1 protein-coding gene is annotated in these 19,957 nt (G+C 77.2%); it reads left to right on the top strand.

What is annotated here, in order from left to right:
- Positions 1-5: 5 nt before the first annotated feature.
- Entirely contained in the window at positions 6-19,880 is a 19,875-nt protein-coding gene (locus ACWD4P_RS14220) for a non-ribosomal peptide synthase/polyketide synthase (protein ID WP_449779779.1), read from the top strand.
- The last annotated feature ends 77 nt before the right edge of the window (positions 19,881-19,957 follow it).

Genomic DNA, 19,957 nt, shown 5'->3' with positions numbered 1-19,957 from the left:
CGACCATGACGACTTCGAAGCGAGACCGCGCCGCCGCCCTGCCCGCCGACCTCCAGGAGGCCCTGCGCAAGCGGCTGGCCGGCCGGGCCGGCGGCACCCGCCCCGCCGACCGGGCCATCCCGCGCGCCGACCGGGGCCGACCGCTGCCGCCCTCCTTCGTCCAGCAGCGGCTCTGGTTCCTGGACCGGCTGAGCCCCGGGGACGCCCGCTACAACAGCGCCGTCGCCCTGCGGTTCACCGGGGCGCTGGACCGCACGGCGCTCGCCGCCGCCCTGACCGCCGTGGTGGCCCGCCACGAGGCGCTGCGCACCACCTTCGAGGAGGCCGACGGCCGGCCGGTGCAGATCGTCCGGGAGGCCGGGCCGGTGGAGCTGCCGGTCCACGAGCAGGCCGGCGGCGAGAGCCTGGACGCGGTCCTGCTGCGGGAGTACGGCCGGCCCTTCGACCTCGCCCGGGGGCCGCTGCTGCGCGCCCTGCTGGTGGCCGAGTCGCCGCTGTCCCACGTGCTGCAGCTGACCGCCCACCACATCGTCACCGACGGCTGGTCGATGGGCGTCGTCCTGGACGAGCTGTGCACCGTCTACGCCGCCCTGGCCCGCGGCGCCGAACCCGAACTGCCCGAAGTCCCCACCCAGTACCCGGACTTCGCGGTGTGGCAGCGCGAGCAGCTGGCCGGCGACCGGCTGGAGCGGCACCTCGCCCACTGGCGGGAGAAGCTGGCCGGCGCCGAGCCGACCGAACTGCCGCTGGACCACCCGCGGCGCGGCGAGGAGGCCGGCCCCGGCGCCCTGCACACCTTCACCGTCCCCGCGCCGCTCACCGCCCGGCTGCGCGCCCTCGCGGCCGAACGGCAGGGCACCCTCAACACCGCGCTGGTGGCCGGCACCCAGGCGCTGCTGGCCCGGTGGTCCGGCCGGCCGGACGTCACCGTCGGCACCCTGATGGCCGGGCGCACCCGCACCGAGCTGGAACGGGCCGTCGGCTGCTTCGTCAACACCGTGGTGCTGCGCACCCGGGTCGCGCCCGACGCCTCCTTCCGCGAACTGCTCACGGCCGCCACCGAGACCGGCAACGACGCCCTCGCCCACGGAGACACGCCGTTCGAGCGGCTGGTCGAGGCGGTCGGCGCGCCCCGCGAAGCCGGCCGCAACCCGCTGTTCGACGTGCTGGTGCTGCTGCACCCCGCACCGCCCGCGGCCGGCGACCGGCCCGGCCTCGCCACCGAGCCGGTCACCGTGCCCCGGCAGGCCGCCACCTTCGACCTCAGCGTGGAGTTCGTCCCCGACGGCGAGGCGCTCACCGGCGTCCTCGAGTACCGTGCCGACCTCTTCGACGCCCCCACCGCCGCCCGGACGGCCGACCAGCTGCTGCGGCTGCTGGAGGGCGCCGCCGCCGAACCGGACCGCCGGCTCGCCACCCTGCCGCTGCTCTCCGCGCGGGAGACCGAGCGGGTCACCCGGGACTGGAACGCCACCGCGCTGCCCGTCGAGGACGTCACCCTGCCGGAACTGTTCCGGCGCCGGGCCACCGAGACCCCGCACGCCCTGGCGCTGGTCGCCGGGGAGGAGCGGCTGGACTACGCGACGCTGGACGCTCGCGCCGAACGGCTCGCCCAGCGGCTGTCCTCCTGCGGCGCCGGCCCCGAACGGCTGGTCGCGCTGCGCCTGCCGCGCACCGCCGACCTGGTGACGGCCGTCCTCGCGGTCTGGAAGACCGGCGCCGGCTACGTGCCGGTCGACCCGGCGCTGCCCGAGGAGCGCGTCCGCTACCTGCTGGAGGACTCCGGGCCGGCCCTGCTGCTGGACGAGCAGACCCTGCGCGAGCTGACGGGGACCGACCACGAGGACACCGGGCGGCTCCCCGCGCCGGACCCGGCGACCCCCGCGTACGTGCTCTACACCTCCGGCTCCACCGGCCGCCCCAAGGGCGTCGCCGTGCCGCACCGCGCCCTGACCCACCTGCTCGCCGCCCACCGGGCCGGCTTCGTCGCCGACGCCGGCGGCGGGCCGCTGAACGTCGCGCTGACCGCCTCCTTCTCCTTCGACACCTCGCTCGAGGGCCTGCTGCTGATGGCCGACGGCCACCCGCTGCACCTGGTCGACGAGACCACCCGGATGGACCCGGCCGCCCTGGTCGAGTTCGTCGTGCGCCACCGGATCGACTTCCTCGACCTCACCCCCTCCTACCTGCGCCAACTGCTGCCCGCCGGGCTGCTCGACGACCCCCGCCACCGCCCCCGGGTGCTGATGCTCGGCGGCGAGGCGGTGGCCCCCCGGCTCTGGCGCGAGCTCGCCGCCCGCCCCGAGGTGGCCGCCTACAACTACTACGGGCCCACCGAGTGCACCGTCGACGCGCTCGCCTGCCGCATCGACGGCGGGGACCGGCCGCTGGTCGGCCGCCCGCTGCCCAACGTCCGCGCCTACGTCCTCGACGGCCGGCTCCAGCCGGTGCCGCCCGGGGTGAGCGGCGAACTCCACCTGGCCGGCGAGCAGGTCGCCCGCGGCTACGCCGGGCGCCCGGGCCTGACCGCCGCCCGCTTCACCGCCGACCCCTACGGCCCGCCCGGCACCCGGATGTACCGCACCGGCGACCTGGCCCGCTGGACCGCCGACGGGCGCCTGGAGTACCTCGGGCGCGCCGACGACCAGGTCAAGGTGCGCGGCCACCGGATCGAACCCGGCGAGATCGAGGCCGCCCTGCTCGACCTCCCCGAGGTCGCCGCGGCCGCCGTGACCGCCGTCCCCGACGCCCACGGTCACCACCGGCTGGCCGCCTACCTGGTGTTCGCCGACGGCGCCGCCCGCCCCGTCGCCGAACTGCGCGCGGCACTGCGCCGGGTGCTGCCCGACCACATGGTGCCCTCCTCCTTCACCGTGCTCGACGCGCTGCCGCTCAACACCAGCGGCAAGCTGGACCGCCGCGCCCTGCCCGCCCCCGAGGCCGACGTCCGGGAGGGCGGGTTCGTCGCCCCGCGCACCCCCGAGGAGGAGACCCTCGCCGCCATCTGGGCCGAGGTGCTGGGCGTGCCGAGGGTCGGCGTCACCGACAACTTCTTCGAACTCGGCGGGGACTCGATCCTGAGCATCCAGGCCGTCTCCCGGGCCCGCGCCGAGGGCCTGCGGATCGGCTCCCAGGACGTCTTCCGCCACCAGACCGTCGCCGACCTCGCCGCCGCGGCCCGCACCGTCGGGGCGCAGGCCGCCCCCGCTCCGCGCCACCAGGACGGGCCGGCTCCCCTCACCCCCGTCCAGGAGTGGTTCTTCGCCGCCCACGGCCCGCTGCGCCACTTCACCATGTCGATGCTGCTCGACCTGCCGCACGAGCTGGACGAGCCCGCCCTGGAACGGGCGCTGGACGCGCTGGTGGCCGCCCACCCGGCGCTGCGCACCCGCTTCACCCCGGGGCAGGACGGCCCGCGCCAGGAGCCGGCCGCCGACGCCGGACGGCTGCTGGTCCGGCTCGACCCCGGCGGCGAGGCCGAGTCGGAGGCCGGGTCCGGGCCCGGGGCCGCCCGGCTGCGGGCCGCCGAGGCAGCCCGCGCCGAACTCGACCCGGCCACCGGCGCCCTGCTGCGCGCCGTCCTGTTCCGCGCCGAGGACGGGGCCCGGCCCCAGCTCTTCCTGACCGCCCACCACCTCGCCGTGGACAGCGTCTCCTGGCGGGTGCTGCTCGCCGACCTGGAGCAGGCCTACCGGCGGGCCGCCGCGGGCACCGACCCCGGCCTGGAGCCCGAACCCACCGCGTTCACCGACTGGGCGCACCGGCTCTCCGAGCTGGTCCGGGCCGGCGGCCTGGACGAGGACCTGCCGTACTGGAGGGCCGAGACCGCCGCCCCCGCCGCGCCGCTGCCCGTCGACCGGCCCGGCACCCCCACGGCCGGCTCGGTGCGCACCCTGCGCGGCCGGCTCGACCGGGCCACCACCGAGGCGCTGCTGCGCAAGGTGCCCGAGGTGTACCGCACCCAGGTCAACGACGTGCTGCTGAGCGCCCTCGGCCGGGCCCTCGCCGACTGGACCGGCACCGGCCGGGTCACCGTCGCCCTGGAGGGCCACGGCCGCGAGGACCTGTTCGACGGCCTCGACCTGTCCCGCACCGTCGGCTGGTTCACCACCCAGTACCCCGTCACCCTGGACCTGCCCGGGGCCCCCGACTGGGCCGCCACCCTCAAGCACGTCAAGGAGCGGCTGCGGGCCGTGCCCCGCCGCGGCCTCGGCTACGAGGCCCTCGCCCGGCTCGGCTCGCCCGCGCCGGACGCCGCCGCCCTGCGGGACGTCCCGCTGCCGCAGGTCTGCTTCAACTACCACGGCCAGTGGACCGCCCCCGAGGCCGGCGACTTCGCCCCCGCCGGGCAGGCCCCCGGCCGGGACCTCGCCCCGGACGAGCCGCTGGACCACCTGCTGGACGTCTCCGCCGTGGTCGCCGACGGCGAGCTGGAGCTCACCTGGCACTACAGTGAGGACATCCACGAGGCCGACACCGTACGGGAGTTGTCCCAGGCCGTGCTGGCCGCGCTGGGCGCCGTCGTCGAGCACTGCGCCGAACCCGGCGCCGGCGGCCGCACCCCCTCCGACTTCCCGCTGGTCGGCCTCGACCAGGAGCAGCTGGACCGCCTGGTCGGCGACGGCCGGGACGTGGCGGACCTGCTGCCGCTCACCCCGCTCCAGGAGGGCATGCTCTTCCACCGCCTGGTCGGCGGCGAGGACGACGTCTACCTGGACCAGGCCGTCCTGCTGCTGGAGGGCGTCGCCGACCCGCGGGCGCTCGCCCTGGCCTGGCAGCGGGTCGCCGACCGGACGCCCGCGCTGCGCACCTCGGTGGTCTGGGAGGGCGTGCCCGCCCCGCTCCAGGTGGTGCGCCGGGGCGTCCGGCTGCCGGTCGCCCACCTGGACCTGCGGGCCGCCGACCCGGTCGAGCGGGCCGAACGGCTGGCCCGGCTGCGCGCCGAGGACCTCGCCCTCGGTCTGGACATCGCCACCGCCCCGCTCACCCGGCTCACCCTGGTCCGGCTGCCCGAGGCCAGGGTCCAGCTGCTCTGGACCTCCCACCACCTGATCCTGGACGGCTGGAGCCTCGCCCAGGTGCTCACCGACGTCTTCGCCGAGTACGCGGCGCTCACCACCGGCGGCGCGCCCGCCCCGGCGGTGCGCCGGCCCTTCGCCGACTACGTGCACTGGCTGGCCGGGCAGGACGCCGGGGCCGCCCGCGCCCACTGGCGGTCCGTGCTGGACGGTTTCGCCACCGCCACCCCGCTGCCCGCCGACCGCACCCGGCGCGAGGCCCACCGGGCCCGCTCGGCCGGCAGCCACAGCGCCGCCCTGCCCGAGCCGGTCTCCGAGCGGCTCGCCCGCGCCGCCCGGCAGTCCGGGCTGACCCTGGGCACCGTCGTGCAGGGCGCCTGGGCGCTGCTGCTGTCCCGCTACAGCGGCGAGCCGGACGTGCTGTTCGGCACCACCGTCTCCGGCCGGCCGGAGGAACTGCCCGGCGTCGAGTCGATGATCGGCATGTTCATCAACACCCTGCCGACCAGGGTCCGGGTGGACGGCGCCCGCACCGCCGCCGACTGGTTGCGCGAGCTCCAGGCGGACCAGGCCGAGGCCCGCCGGCACGCGGCGGTCTCGCTGGCCGAGCTCACCGGCTACAGCGACGTCCCGCCTGGCAGCGCCCTGTTCGACAGCATCGTCGCCTTCGAGAACTACCCCTTCGACGACACCGACGCCGCCGGCACCGGGGTGCGGCTGGCCGAGGTCTCCTCCCGGGACGCCACCAACTTCCCGCTGGTGCTGCGCGCCTACCAGGGCGGGCAGGTCGGCTTCGACCTCGCCTACGACCCCGGGCTGTTCGACGCCGCCACCGTGCGCGGCCTCGCCGAGCGGCTCTGCCTGCTGCTCACCGGCCTGGCCGACGGACTGGACCGCCCGCTGCGCTCGCTCGCCTGGACCACCGAGGAGGAGCGGCACCGGCTGCTGGTCGAGTGGAACGGCACCGCGCAGGGCCGGCCCGGGCGCACCCTGGTCGAGCTGTTCGAGGAGCAGGCCGCCCGCGCCCCGCGGGCCGTCGCCGTCACCTGCGGCGGGGAGCAGCTGTCCTACGCCGAGCTGGACGCCCGGGCCGACCGGCTGGCCCACCGGCTGGCCGGGTACGGCGCCGGCCCCGAGCGCTACGTCGCCCTCGCACTGCCCCGCACCGCCGAACTGGTGGTGGCCGTCCTCGCCGTCCTCAAGACCGGCGCGGCCTACCTGCCGCTCGACCCGGGCCTGCCCGCCGAGCGCCGCACCGAACTGCTGCGCGACGCCGCCCCGGTGGCGCTGGTGACGACCGAGGAGCAGGCCGGCGTGGAGGTCCCCGTCCTCGCCCTGGCCGCCCCCGGGGTGCGCGCCGACCTCGCCCGCCGCCCGGCCGGCCCGCTCGGCGCCGGGCACCGCCCGCTGCCCGACAGCCCCGCGTACGCCATCTTCACCTCCGGCTCCACCGGCCGCCCCAAGGGCGTGGTGGTGCCGCACGCCAACGTGGTGCGGCTGTTCGAGCAGACCCGGGAGCGGTTCGGCTTCGGCGCCGAGGACGTCTGGACGCTCTTCCACTCCTACACCTTCGACTTCTCGGTCTGGGAGCTGTGGGGCCCGCTGCTGCACGGCGGCCGGCTCGTCGTGGTGCCCGAGGACACCGCCCGCTCCCCGGAGGACTTCCTGCGGCTGCTCGCCGACGAACGGGTCACGGTGCTCAACCAGACCCCGTCCGCGTTCCACCAGCTGGACCGCGCCGACGCCCAACTGCCCGACACATCCGCCCGGTTGGCGCTGCGCACGGTGGTCTTCGGCGGCGAGGCGCTGGACGTCACCCGGCTCGCCGACTGGTACCGGCGCCACCCCGAGGACGCGCCGCGCCTGGTGAACATGTACGGCATCACCGAGACCACCGTGCACGTCACCCACACCGCGCTGGACCTCGCCACCGCCACGGCGGGCGGCCCCGGCCCGATCGGCACCGGCATCGCCGACCTGCGGCTGTACGTGCTCGACGACGACCTCGCCCCGCTGCCCCCGGGCGCCGTCGGCGAACTGTACGTGGCGGGCGAGGGCCTGGCCCGCGGCTACCTCAACCGGCCCGGCCTGACCGCCACCCGCTTCCTCGCCGACCCCTTCGGCGCCCCCGGCACCCGGATGTACCGCACCGGCGACCGGGCCCGCCGGCAGGCCGACGGCACCCTGCGCTACCTGGGCCGCGCCGACCAGCAGGTGAAGATCCGCGGCTACCGGATCGAACCCGGCGAGATCGAGGCCGCCCTGCAGACCCACCCGGGCATCGCCCTCGCCACCGTCGGCGTCCACCAGGACCCGGCCGGCACCCGCCGGCTGGTCGCCCACGTCGTCGGCGAGGACCCGGCCCGGCCCCCGGGCGCCGCCGAACTCCGCGCCCACCTGGAACGGCTGCTGCCCGCCTACCTGGTGCCCGCCGCCTACGTCCCGCTGGCCGCCCTCCCGCTCACCCCCAACGGCAAGCTCGACCGGCGCGCCCTGCCGGTGCCGGGGCCGGACGGCTTCGCGGCCGGCCGCGAGCGCACCGCGCCCCGCACCCCCGCCGAGCGGCTGGTCGCCGAGGCCTGGACGGAGGTGCTGTCCGCCGGGGAGATCGGCGCCGAGGACGACTTCTTCGCCCTCGGCGGGGACTCCATCCTCGCCGTGCGGGTCACCGCCCGGCTGCGCGCCGCCTTCGGCTCCGCGGACCTCTCGCCCCGGCTGCTGTTCACCCACCCCGTGCTCGCCGACCTCGCCGGGGCGCTCGGCGCACCGGGCGCGGGCACCACGGCCGCCGTCATCCCCGCCGCCGACCCGGACGCCGACGCGCCGCTCTCCTACGCCCAGCAGCGGCTCTGGTTCCTCGACCGCTTCGAGTCCGGCAGCACCGAGTACACCTCGCTGTCGGTGCTGCGGCTGCGCGGCCCCCTCGACCGGGCCGCCCTGGGCACCGCCCTGGACGCCCTGGTCGCACGGCACGAGGCGCTGCGGACCACGTACGCGGAACGGGACGGCCGGGCCCGGCAGGTGGTGCACCCGCCGCACCCCGTCGAGCTGCCGTACGAGCCCGTCCGGCCGGCGGAGCTGGACGCCCGGCTGGAGCGGATCGCCGCCACCCCCTTCGACCTCGAAGCCGGGCCGGTGCTGCGCGCCCGGCTGCTCGGCACGGCCGCCGAGGAGCACGTCCTCGCCCTGGCCGTGCACCACATCGCCACCGACGGCTGGTCGATGGGCGTGCTCGGCCGCGACCTCGGCGAGCTGTACGCCGCCGCCCTCGAAGGCCGTCGCCCGAACCTGCCCGCGCTGCCCGTCCGGTACGCCGACTACGCGGCCTGGCAGCGCACCCGCACCGCCGCCGCCGAGGCCGACCTCGCCCACTGGCGCGGCGCCCTGGAGGGCCTGGAGCCGCTGGAACTGCCCACCGACCGGCCGCGCCCGGCGGTGCGCACCCGGGAGGGCGCGCTGGTCGCCTTCACCCTGCCCGCCGACCTGACCGCCCGGCTGCGCGAGCGCGGCCGGGAGGCCGACGGCACCCTCTACACCGTGCTGCTGGCCGCCTGCCAGGTGCTGCTGGCCCGCTGGTCCGGGCAGAGCGACGTCGCCGTCGGTACCGTCACCTCCGGCCGCGAACGGGGCGAACTCCACGACGTGGTCGGCATGTTCGTCAACACCCTGGTGCTGCGCGGCGACATCCGCCCCGAACGGTCCTTCCACGAGCTGCTGACCGCCGCGCAGCGCACCGTCCTGGACGCCCTGGCCCACCAGGAGGTGCCCTTCGAACGGCTGGTGGACGTCCTCCAGCCGGAGCGCGACACCAGCCGCACCCCGCTGTTCCAGGTGATGGTGGCACTGCACAACCTCGGCGCCGAGGCGCCCCGGCTGCCCGGCCTGACGGCGGAGCCGATCACCCCGCCGGTCCGCAACGCCACCTTCGACCTCTCCTTCGACTTCGCCGAGCACGACGGCGCACTGACCGGCTACCTGGAGTACAGCACCGGGCTGTTCGACGCCCGGACCGCCGAACGGCTCACCGCCCGGCTGACCACCCTGCTGACGGCCGCCGCCGAGGCCCCGCACACGCCGGTCGGCGAGCTGCCGCTGATGACCGGGGACGAGCGGCGGGAAGTGCTGCGGCAGAGCCGGGGCGAGGCGCTGCCCGGCCCGGACACCACCTTCACCGCCCTGTTCGAGGAGCAGGCCGCCCGCACCCCGGACGCCACCGCGGTGGTCGCCCGGGACGCCACCCTGGACTACAGCGCGCTCAACGCCCGCGCCAACCGGCTCGCCCGCCACCTGACGGCCCTCGGCGCCGGCCCGGAGCAGGTGGTCGCCGTCCGGCTGCCGCGCACCTCCGACTTGCTGGTCGCCCTGTTCGCGGTGCTCAAGGCGGGCGCCGCCCTCCAGTTCGTCGACCCGGACCTGCCCGAGGAGCGGGCCGCCCTGCTGCTCGACGACACCCGGCCGCGCACCGTCCTCACCGAGCGGACCCTGCGCGAGGTGCCCTGGGACGCCCTGCCCGGCCACGACCTGACCGACGCCGAGCGGACCGCCCCGCTGCTGCCGGGGCACGCCGCCTACCTGATCCACACCTCCGGCTCCACCGGCCGCCCCAAGGGCGTGGTCGTCGAGCACCGCCAGCTGGTCAACCTCTGCCGGGACCACCGGGAGGGGATGCTCGTCCCGCACACCGCCGACGGCGCCCGGCTGCGGGTCGCCCTCAGCGCCTCGCTCTCCTTCGACACCAGCTGGGAGGGCCCGCTGCTGCTGGTCTCCGGCCAGGAGCTCCACCTGATCGACGAGGACGTCCGGCTGGACCCGCAGGCCTTCCTCGCCCGGATCGTCGAACGGCGGCTCGACGTCGTCAACGTCACCCCCTCCTTCCTGCGCGAGCTCACCGCCGCCGGACTGTTCGCCCCCGCCGCCCACCACCCCCGGCTGCTCCAGCTCGGGGGCGAGGCCGTCCCCGCCGCCACCTGGCGGGACCTGTGCGCCGCACAGGCCGAGTTCGGCATCAGCACCTACAACCTGTACGGGCCCACCGAGTGCACCGTCGACGCCGCCTACGCCCGCTGCGCCGACCACCCCGGGCGCCCGGTGATCGGCCGGCCGGGCCGCAACACCGCCGCCTACGTGCTCGACGGCGCGCTGCGCCCGGTGCCGCCCGGCACGCCGGGGGAGCTGTACCTGGCCGGGGCGCAGGTCGCCCGCGGCTACCTCGGCCGGCCCGGGCTGACCGCCGCCCGCTTCCTCGCCGACCCCTACGGCCCGCCCGGCACCCGGATGTACCGCACCGGCGACCTGGCCCGCTGGGACGCCGAAGGGCAGCTGGAGTTCCTCGGCCGCGCCGACGAGCAGGTCAAGATCCGCGGCTTCCGGATCGAACCCGGCGAGGTGGAGGCCGCCCTGCTGACCCACCCCGACCTCGCGGACTGCGCCGTCGCCGCCCGCGAACTGGGCGGCCGGACCCTGCTGGTCGGCTACCCGGTGCCGGCCGGGGACCGGGTGCCGCCCGCCGAGGAACTGCGGGCCTGGCTGCGGCGCACCCTGCCCGACCACCTGGTGCCCACCGCGTTCGTCCCGCTGGCCCGCATCCCGCGCACCACCAGCGGCAAGACCGACCGGCGGGCCCTGCCCGCCCCGTCCGCCCGGCCCGACCGCACCACCGCGTACGTCGCCCCGCGCCCCGGCACCGAGGAGCGGCTCGCCGCGATCTGGGCCGAGGTGCTCGGCGTGGAGCGGATCGGAGCCCGGGACAACTTCTTCGCCCTCGGCGGCGACTCCATCCTCAGCATCCAGATCGTCTCCCGGGCCCGCGCCGCCGGGCTCGCGCTCACCACCAAGGACGTCTTCCGCTACCAGAACGTCGCCGAACTCGCCCTCGCCGCAGGGGAGTCGGCCGCCCCCGTGGCGGCCGGCCTGGAGGCCGAGCCCACCGAGGCGCCGCTCACCCCGATCCAGCACGGGTACCTGGACGGCCGCCGCCCCGGCGACGCGCTGCGCTTCACCATGACCCAGCGGCTGGCCCTGGCCCCGGACACCGACCCGGCGGCCCTGCGCGCGGCCGTGCTCGCCCTGGCGGCGCACCACCCGGCGCTGCGCACCCGGTTCCGCCACGACGGGACCGACTGGCGCCAGGAAGTCCTGGAGCAGGCCCCGGACGGCCTCTTCACGGCCCACGAGGGCGCCGTGGAGGAGGAGGTGCAGCGGGCCGCCGAGCAGGCCCAGCGCTCCCTCGACCCGCTCGGCGGCCGGATGCTGCGCGCCCTGTTCTTCGACGGCGGCGAGCGGCAGCCGGGCCAACTCGTGCTGACCGCCCACCACCTGGCCGTCGACGGAGTCTCCTGGCGCATCCTGCTGGCCGACCTCGAAACGGCCTACCGCGCCGCCCGCACCGGCGCGCCCGTCCGGCTGCCGGACCAGGGCACCTCCTACGCCCGCTGGGCCACCCGGCTGGAGCGGCACACCCGCTCCGGCGCCCTGGACGGCGACACCGCCCACTGGACCCGCACCGGCGCGGCCCCGGCCGAGCTGCCCGCCGGGCGGCCCGGGCCCAACACCCACGGCGGCGCCGCCACCCTCACCGTGACCCTGGACGAGGAGACCACCGGGGCCCTGCTGCGCCGGGTCCCGGAGGTCTACCGGACCCAGGTCAACGACGTCCTGCTCAGCGCGCTGGGCCGCACCCTGGCCCGCTGGTGCGGCCGGGACACCGTGCTGGTCGGGGTCGAGGGCCACGGCCGCGAGGACCTCTTCGCGGACCAGGACCTCTCCCGGACGGTCGGCTGGTTCACCGCCGAGTTCCCGCTCGCCCTGCGCGTCGACCCCGCGGCCGGCTGGCACGACACCCTGCGCTCGGTCAAGGAGCAGCTGCGCGCCGTCCCGCTGCGCGGACTCTCCTACGGCGCCCTGCGCTACCTGCACCCCGACGCGCTGCCGGCCGACGCGCCCGCGCCGCGGATCAGCTTCAACTACCACGGGCAGTGGGACACCGGCACCGGCGCGGAGGGGCTGCTGCGCGGCTCGCTGCCCCCGGCCGGGCGGGACGCCGACCCCGACGAGCCCCGCCCCTACCTGTTGGACGTCATCGGGGCGGTCCAGGACGGCCGGCTCGAACTGGGCTGGACGTACCCGGAGGCGGTGTACGAGGAGGCCACCGTCCGGGCCCTCGCCGAGCAGACCCTCCAGGCCCTGCGCGAGCTCACCGAGCACTGCGCGGACCCCGCCGCCGGCGGCCGCACCCCGTCCGACTTCCCGCTGGCCGGCCTCGACCAGGAACAGCTGGACCGGCTGGTCGGCGACGGCCGCGGGGTCGAGGACGTCCTGCCGCTCACCCCCCTGCAGTCCGGCATGCTCTTCCACGGCCTGGTCGACGAGGACGGCGCCTACGTGGACCGGATCGCCGTCCGGCTGGCCGGCGTCGCCGACCCGGCGGCCTTCGCCGAGGCCTGGCAGCTGGTCGCCGACCGCACCCCCGCGCTGCGCACCTCCGTGCACTGGCGCGGCCTGCCGCACCCCGTCCAGCTGGTCGCCCGCCGCGCCGAACTGCCCGTGCGCCACCTGGACCGGCGGGCGCTGCCGCCCGGGCAGCGGGACGCCGAGACGGAACGGCTGCTCGCCGAGGAGCGGGCCGCCGGACTGGACCTGGGCACCGCGCCGCTCACCCGGCTCGCCCTGGCCGCGCTGCCCGGCGACGAGCTGCTGCTGCTCTGGTCCACCCACCACGTGATCCTGGACGGCTGGAGCACCGGACAACTGCTCACCGAGGTGTGCGAGGAGTACGCCGCTCTCACCGGCGGACCCCAGGCGCCCCGCCCGGTCCGGCGCCCCTTCGCGGACTTCCTGGCCTGGCTGCGCGAGCAGGACGGGCGGGCCGCCGAGGAGCACTGGAGCGACGCCCTGGCCGGGTTCACCGAACGGACCGCGCTGCCCTGCGACCGCCGGCCCGCCGGAGCCCACCGGGCCCGCGCCACCGCCGCCGTGCACCGGGTCCTCGACGAGGCGCTCTCGGTACGGCTGCGGGAGAACGCGGCCGCCGCCGGACTGACCGTCAACACCCTGGTCGAGGGCGCCTGGGCGCTGCTGCTGGCCCGCTACGGCGGCACCGGGGACGTCGTCTTCGGCACCACCGTCTCCGGTCGGCCCGCCGAACTCCCCGGCGTCGAGACGATGATCGGCCTGTTCATCAACACCGTGCCGGCCCGGGTCCGGATCCCGGACGGCGAGGTGCGGACCTGGCTGCGCGACCTCCAGGACCGGCAGAGCGACGGCCGCCGCCACGACCACCTGGCCCTGCCCCGGATCCAGGCCCTGAGCGAACTGCCCGCCGGGGAGGCGCTGTTCGACAGCATGCTGGTGTTCGAGAACTACCCCGTCGACGAGTCCGCCGCCGACCGCACCGGCGTCCGGGTGGTCGAGGTGCGCGCCGACGACGCCACCACCTTCCCCTGGTGCCTGCGCGCCCACCTCAGCGGGCAGCTCGCCTTCGACCTGGCCTACGACCCCGCGCTGTTCGACCCGGACACCGCCCGGGACGCCGCCGACCGCCTCGCCCGGCTGCTGACCGCCCTCGCCGACGGCCTGGACGGCGACCTCGCCGCCCTGGACCCGCTCACCGCGGCCGACCGCGACCTGCTCGCCTCCTGGCACCCCACCGCCCGCCCGGCGGCGCCGAGCAGCCCGCCGCGGATCTTCGCCGAGCGAGCCCGCGCCACCCCCGACGCCCCCGCCGTGCGCGACGGCGAACGGGAACTGACCTACCGGGAGCTCGACGAGTGGTCCGAGCGGCTGGCCGCCCGGCTGCTCGCCGACGGCCTCGCCCCCGAGGAGCGGGTCGCGCTGGCGATGGACCGCGGCGCCGAACTCGTCGTCGCCCAGCTGGCCGTCCTCAAGGCGGGCGGCGCCTACCTGCCCGTCGACCTGCGCGCCCCCGAGGAACGCCGCCGCGTCCTGCTTGACCGGGCCGGTGCGGGCCCGGTGCTGACCGCCGAGCGGGTCGCCGCCGTCCGCGACGAGCCGGCGCCCGCCGCGCTGCCGCCCGCCGATCCGGACCGGCTGGCGTACGTGATGTACACCTCCGGCTCCACCGGCGAGCCCAAGGCCGTCGCCGTCCGGCACCGCGACGTGGCGTCGCTCGCCACCGACAGCCGCTTCGCCGACGGCAGCTGCGCCCGGGTGCTGCTGCACTCGCCGGTCGCCTTCGACGCCGCCACCTTCGAGGTGTGGGCGCCCCTGCTGAACGGCGGCTGCGTCCTCGTCGCCCCCGAGGGCCCGGTGGACGCCACCGTGCTGCGCCGCCTCGCCGGACCGGACGGACCGACCGCGCTCTGGCTCACCGCCGGACTGTTCCGGCTGCTCGCCCAGGACGCGCCGGACTGCTTCACCGGCCTGCGGGCCCTGTGGACCGGCGGCGACGTGGTGCCCGCCGCCGCCGTGCGCCGCGTTCTGGCGGCCTGCCCCGGGCTCACCGTGGTGGACGGCTACGGGCCCACCGAGACCACCACCTTCGCCACCGCCCACGCCCTGGCCGACGCCGCCGCGGTGCCCGGCACCGTCCCGATCGGCCGCCCGCTGGACGACCGGCGGGTGCACGTCCTGGACCGGCGGCTGCGGCCCGTCCCGCCGGGCTGCGCGGGCGAGCTGTACCTGGCCGGCGAGGGCCTGGCCCGCGGCTACCTCGGCCGCCCGGGGGCGACCGCCGCCCGCTTCCTCGCCGACCCGGCCGGCCCGCCCGGCGCCCGGATGTACCGCACCGGGGACCTCGCCCGGCGGCGCGCCGACGGCACCGTGGAGTTCCTCGGCCGCGCCGACGACCAGGTGAAGATCCGGGGCTTCCGGGTCGAGCCCGCCGAGGTGGAGGCCGTGCTGGCCGCCCACCCGCTGGTCACCGACGTCGCCGTGGTCGTCCGCGAGGACCGGCCCGGCGCCCGCCGGCTGGTCGCCTACCCGGTCGGCGCCGCCGACCCCGAGGAGCTGCGGGCCTTCGCCGCCCGCAGCCTGCCCGACTACCTCGTGCCGGCCGCCTTCGTCCCGCTCGCCGCGCTCCCGCTGAGCCGCAACGGCAAGGTCGACCGCTCCGCCCTCCCGGCGCCGGAAGTCGGCGGCGAGCGCCGCTCCCGCACCGAGCCGCGCACCGACGCCGAACGCCGCACCGCCGAGGTCTTCGCCGAGGTCCTCGGCATCCGCCCGCCCGGCGTGGACGAGGGCTTCTTCGAGCTGGGCGGCGATTCCATCCTCAGCATCCGCCTCGCCGCCCGCCTCGCCGAGGCCTTCGGCGCCGACCTCGGGCCGCGCGCGGTCTTCGACCACCCCACCCCGGCCGGCCTGGCCCGGCTGCTCACCGCGGAACCGGCCGCCCCGGCCCGCCCGCCGGTGCTCCCGGTGCCCCGCGAGGGCGCCGCCCCGATGTCCTACGCCCAGCAACGCCTCTGGTTCCTGGAGGAGTTCGCTCCCGGCGGCGCCGAGTACGCCACCGCGCTCGCGCTGCGGCTGCGCGGCACCCTGGACACCGGCGCGCTCGGCGCGGCGCTGGGCGCCCTGGTGGCCCGGCACGAGTCGCTGCGCACCACCTTCGACAGCGTCGACGGCCACGGCGTCCAGCTCGTCCACCCGCCGCAGGACGTCCCGCTGCCGCTGCACGACCTCGCCGAACTGCCGGACGGGGGGCGGGCGGAGGCGCTGGGCGCGCTGCTCGCCGCCGAGCGCGCCCGCCCCTTCGACCTGCGTCGCGGGCCGCTGCTGCGCCCCGCCCTGGCCAGGCTGGCCGACGGCGAGCACGTGCTCGCCCTCACCCTGCACCACATCGTCACCGACGGCTGGTCCACCGGTGTGCTGCTCACCGACCTCGCCCACCTCTACCGCGCCGAACTCGGCTCCACGGAGCCCCCGTTGGCGCCGCTGCCGGTGCAGTACGCCGACTACGCGCACTGGCAGCGCACCGCCGGCGCCCCTGCCGAGGAGCAACTCGACTACTGGAAGCGGCAGTTGGAGGGAGTCGGCGCGCTGCGGCTGCCCACCGACCGGCCCCGGCCCGCGGTGCGCACCAGCAACGGCGCCACCGCCCGGCTGGAGCTGCCCGCCGACACCGCCCGCCGACTGGCCGCCGTCGGCCGGGAGCGCGGCACCACCCTGTTCACCACCCTGGTCGCCGCCGCCCAGGCCTACCTGGCCCGGCTCGGCGGGGACACCGACGTCGCCGTCGGCACCGTCACCTCCGGCCGCGACCGGCCCGAGACGCAGAACCTGGTCGGATTCTTCGTCAACACCCTGGTGCTGCGCTCCCGGATCGAGCCCGAGCGGCCCTTCGAGGCGCTCCTCGGCGACGTGCGGCAGACCGTCCTGGACGCCTTCGCCCACCAGGACGTGCCGTTCGAGAAGGTCGTCGACGAGGTCCAGCCGGAACGCGACACCAGCCGCAGCCCGCTCTTCCAGGTCCTCGTGGTGCTCCAGAACACCCCGTCCGCCGCCCTCGACCTGCCCGGCCTGGACGTGGCCGACGTCGAGACCGACAACACCCGCACGGCCTTCGACCTGGTTCTGGAGTTCGCCGAGGCCGACGGCGGCGCGCTGCACGGCCTGCTCACCTACAACACCGACCTGTTCGACGCGGACACCGTCGAGCGGATGGCCGGCCAGCTCGCCGCCCTGCTGACCGCCGTCGCCCAGGACCCGGCCCGGGCCGTCGGCGCCCTGCCGCTGGCCGGCCCGGACACGCCGCCCGCCGAGACCCGCGGCACCTTCCGCCCGGTGCCCGAGGCGACCCTGGCCGAGCTGTTCGAACGGCAGGCCGCCGCCACCCCCGACGCACCGGCACTGCTCGACGGCGAGCGGGAGATCGGCTACGCCGAACTGGACCGGGCCGCCAACCGGCTCGCCCACCGGCTCATCGGGCGCGGCGTCGGACCGGAGCGGCTGGTCGCCCTCGCCCTGCCCCGCTCGGCGGCCATGGTCGTCGCCCAGCTCGCCGTCGCCAAGGCCGGCGGCGCCTTCCTCCCCGTCGACCCGGACTACCCGGCGCCCCGGCGGGAGTTCATGGTCCGCGACTCCGGCGCCCACCTGCTGCTCGACGACCCGGCCGAGGTCTGGGCCGCCGACGGGCCGGACACCCCGCCCACCGACGCCGACCGCACCGAAGGCCTCACCCCCGCCCACCCCGCCTACGCCATCTACACCTCGGGCTCCACCGGAACGCCCAAGGGCGTCCTGGTCACCCACAGCGGCCTCGCCGTCTTCGCGGCCGCCGCCGCCGAGCAGTACGCCGTCGGCCCCGGCGACCGGGTGCTCCAGTTCGCCTCGCCCAGCTTCGACGCCTCCGTGCTGGAGCTGTGCATCTCACTGCTCTCCGGGGCCGCCCTGGTCACCGGCGAGGAGGGCCCGCTGGTCGGCGAACGGCTCGCCGAGGTGCTCGCCGACCGCCGGATCAGCCACACCCTGATCCCCCCGGCGGCCCTGGCCACCGTGGACCCCGCGACGGCCGCCGCCCTCACCGGGCTGCGCACCCTGGTGGTCGGCGCCGAGGCCTGCCCCGCCGACCTGGTCGACACCTGGGCCCCCGGCCGGCGGATGATCAACTCCTACGGCCCCACCGAGGCCACCGTCGTCGCCAGCTGGACCGAACCGCTCGCCCCCGGCACCGGCAGCCCCACGATCGGCCGGCCCAGCGGCGCCACCCGCGCCTACGTCCTGGACACCGCGCTGCGGCCGGTACCGCCCGGCGTCACCGGCGAGCTCTACCTGGCCGGCCCCGGCCTCGCCCGCGGCTACCAGGGCCGCCCAGGCCTGACCGCCGCCCGCTTCCTCGCCGACCCGCACGGCCCGGCCGGCGCCCGGATGTACCGCACCGGCGACCTCGCCCGCCGCGACGCCGACGGCCGGCTCCGGTTCGCCGGACGCGCCGACGAGCAGATCAAGCTGCGCGGCTTCCGGATCGAACCGGGCGAGATCGAGAGCGCCCTGCGCCGCAGCCCCCTGGTGCGCGACGCCGTCGTCACCGTCCGCGCCGACGGCCCCGGCGGCGGCCGACTGGTCGGCTACGTCGTCCCGGCCGACGCCGACCGGGGCGCCCCCGCCCTCGAACTGCGGCTCCACCTGGCCGAGTCGCTGCCGCCGCACCTGGTCCCCGCGGCCTTCGTCCCCCTGGAGCGCCTGCCGCTCACCCCCAACGGCAAGCTCGACCGGCGCGCCCTGCCCGACCCCGGACCCGTCCAGGCCACCACCGCCCCCGGCCGGGACCCGGAGACCGACCTCGAACGCCGGATCGCCCGGATCTGGGCCGACGTCCTCGGCCTCGAACGGGTCGGCGCCGACGACAACTTCTTCCTGCTCGGCGGCGACTCCATCCTCACCATGCAGGTGGTGTCCCGGCTGCGCCGCGACGGCCTGCGGATGGCCACCCGGGACCTCTTCAGCCACCAGACCGTGGCCGAACTGGCCACCGTCGTCCGGGCCGCCGGCGAGCGCACCGACGACGGCCCGGTCACCGGGGACGTCCCGCTCACCCCCATCCAGGAGTGGTTCCTGACCACCCCGCGCGCCGCCCACCACCACTTCAACCAGTCCACCCTGCTCGAACTCGCCGCCGACCCCGACCCGCGGGCCCTGCGCGCCGCCCTCGACGCCCTGCTCGAACACCACGACGGCCTGCGGATGCGCTTCACGCACGACGAGGCCGGCTGGCACCAGTTCAACCCGCCGCCCGCGCCCGTCGAGGACCTCCTGGTCCACTGCGACCTGACCGGGCAGGGCACCGAGGCCGCCGACGCCGCCATGGCCAAGGCCGCCGACGAACTCCACGCCGGCTTCGACCTCGCCCGCGGCCCGCTGCTGCGCGCCGCCCTGTTCACCGGCCACCCCGACCACCCGGCGCTGCTGCTCCTGGCCGCCCACCACCTCGTCGTCGACGCCGTCTCCTGGCGGGTGCTGCGCGACGACCTGGAGAGCGCCCACGCGCAGGCCGCCCGCGGCGAGGCGATCACCCTGGGGGAGCGCGGCACCTCCTTCCGGGACTGGGCGCGGCGGCTCTCCGCCCATGTCGCCGAGGGCGGCCTGGACCACGAACTCCCGTACTGGGAGGAGGCGGTGAGCGCCCGGGCGGCCCTGCCCGGCGGCCCGGACGGGCCCGGCGACGGCACCGGCGGTGACGGCACCGGCGGTGACGGCACCGGTGGCGACGTCTCGGCCCGCGCGGCGGTCACCGTCGAACTCGACGAGGCGGACACCGAGGCGCTGCTGCGCGCCGCCCCCGCCGCCTACCGCACCCGGGTCAACGACGTGCTGCTCGCCGCCCTCGCCCTCGCCCTGGCCCGCTGGAGCGGCCAGGAGCGGATCGGCCTGGACCTGGAGGGCCACGGCCGGGAGGACCTGCTGGAGGGCGTCGACCTCTCCCGCACGGTCGGCTGGTTCACCACCGTCCACCCCGTCGGCTTCCACGTCCCCGACCCCGCCGCGCCCGACCCGGACCGCGACTGGCGCGCCCTGGTGAAGTCCGTCCGCCGGCAACTGCGCGCGGTGCCCGGCAACGGCCTCGGCTTCGGCGCGCTGCGCACCTTCGGCACCCCCGAGGTCCGCGAGCGGCTCGCCGCCGGCGGGCACGGCCAGGTCGTCTTCAACTACCTCGGCCAGTGGGACGCCAGGCCCGAGACCGCCGGGGACGGTCTGGTCCGCGCGGAGCTCGGCTCCTTCGGCCAGGACCACGACCCCCGGGACGGCGGCTCCCACCCGCTGGAGGTGGTCGGCGCCGCCCGGAGCGGACGCCTCGCCTTCACCTGGCACCACCGGCCCGCCGTCCACGGCACCGAGGCCGTCCGCCGGGCGGCCGAGGACTTCGCCGCCGCCCTGCGGCAGATCGCCCGGCACGCCCGGGAAGGACGGTGACGCCCACCACCACCCGCCACCACCCACCCGCACCGAACCCCGCCACGACCGACCGATGACGACGACGAAGGAGCCCG

It is taken from the genome of Kitasatospora sp. NPDC002543 (assembly GCF_053594915.1).
Note: the sequence above shows the minus strand (reverse complement) of the source record. Positions and strands in the feature narration are given on the sequence as shown.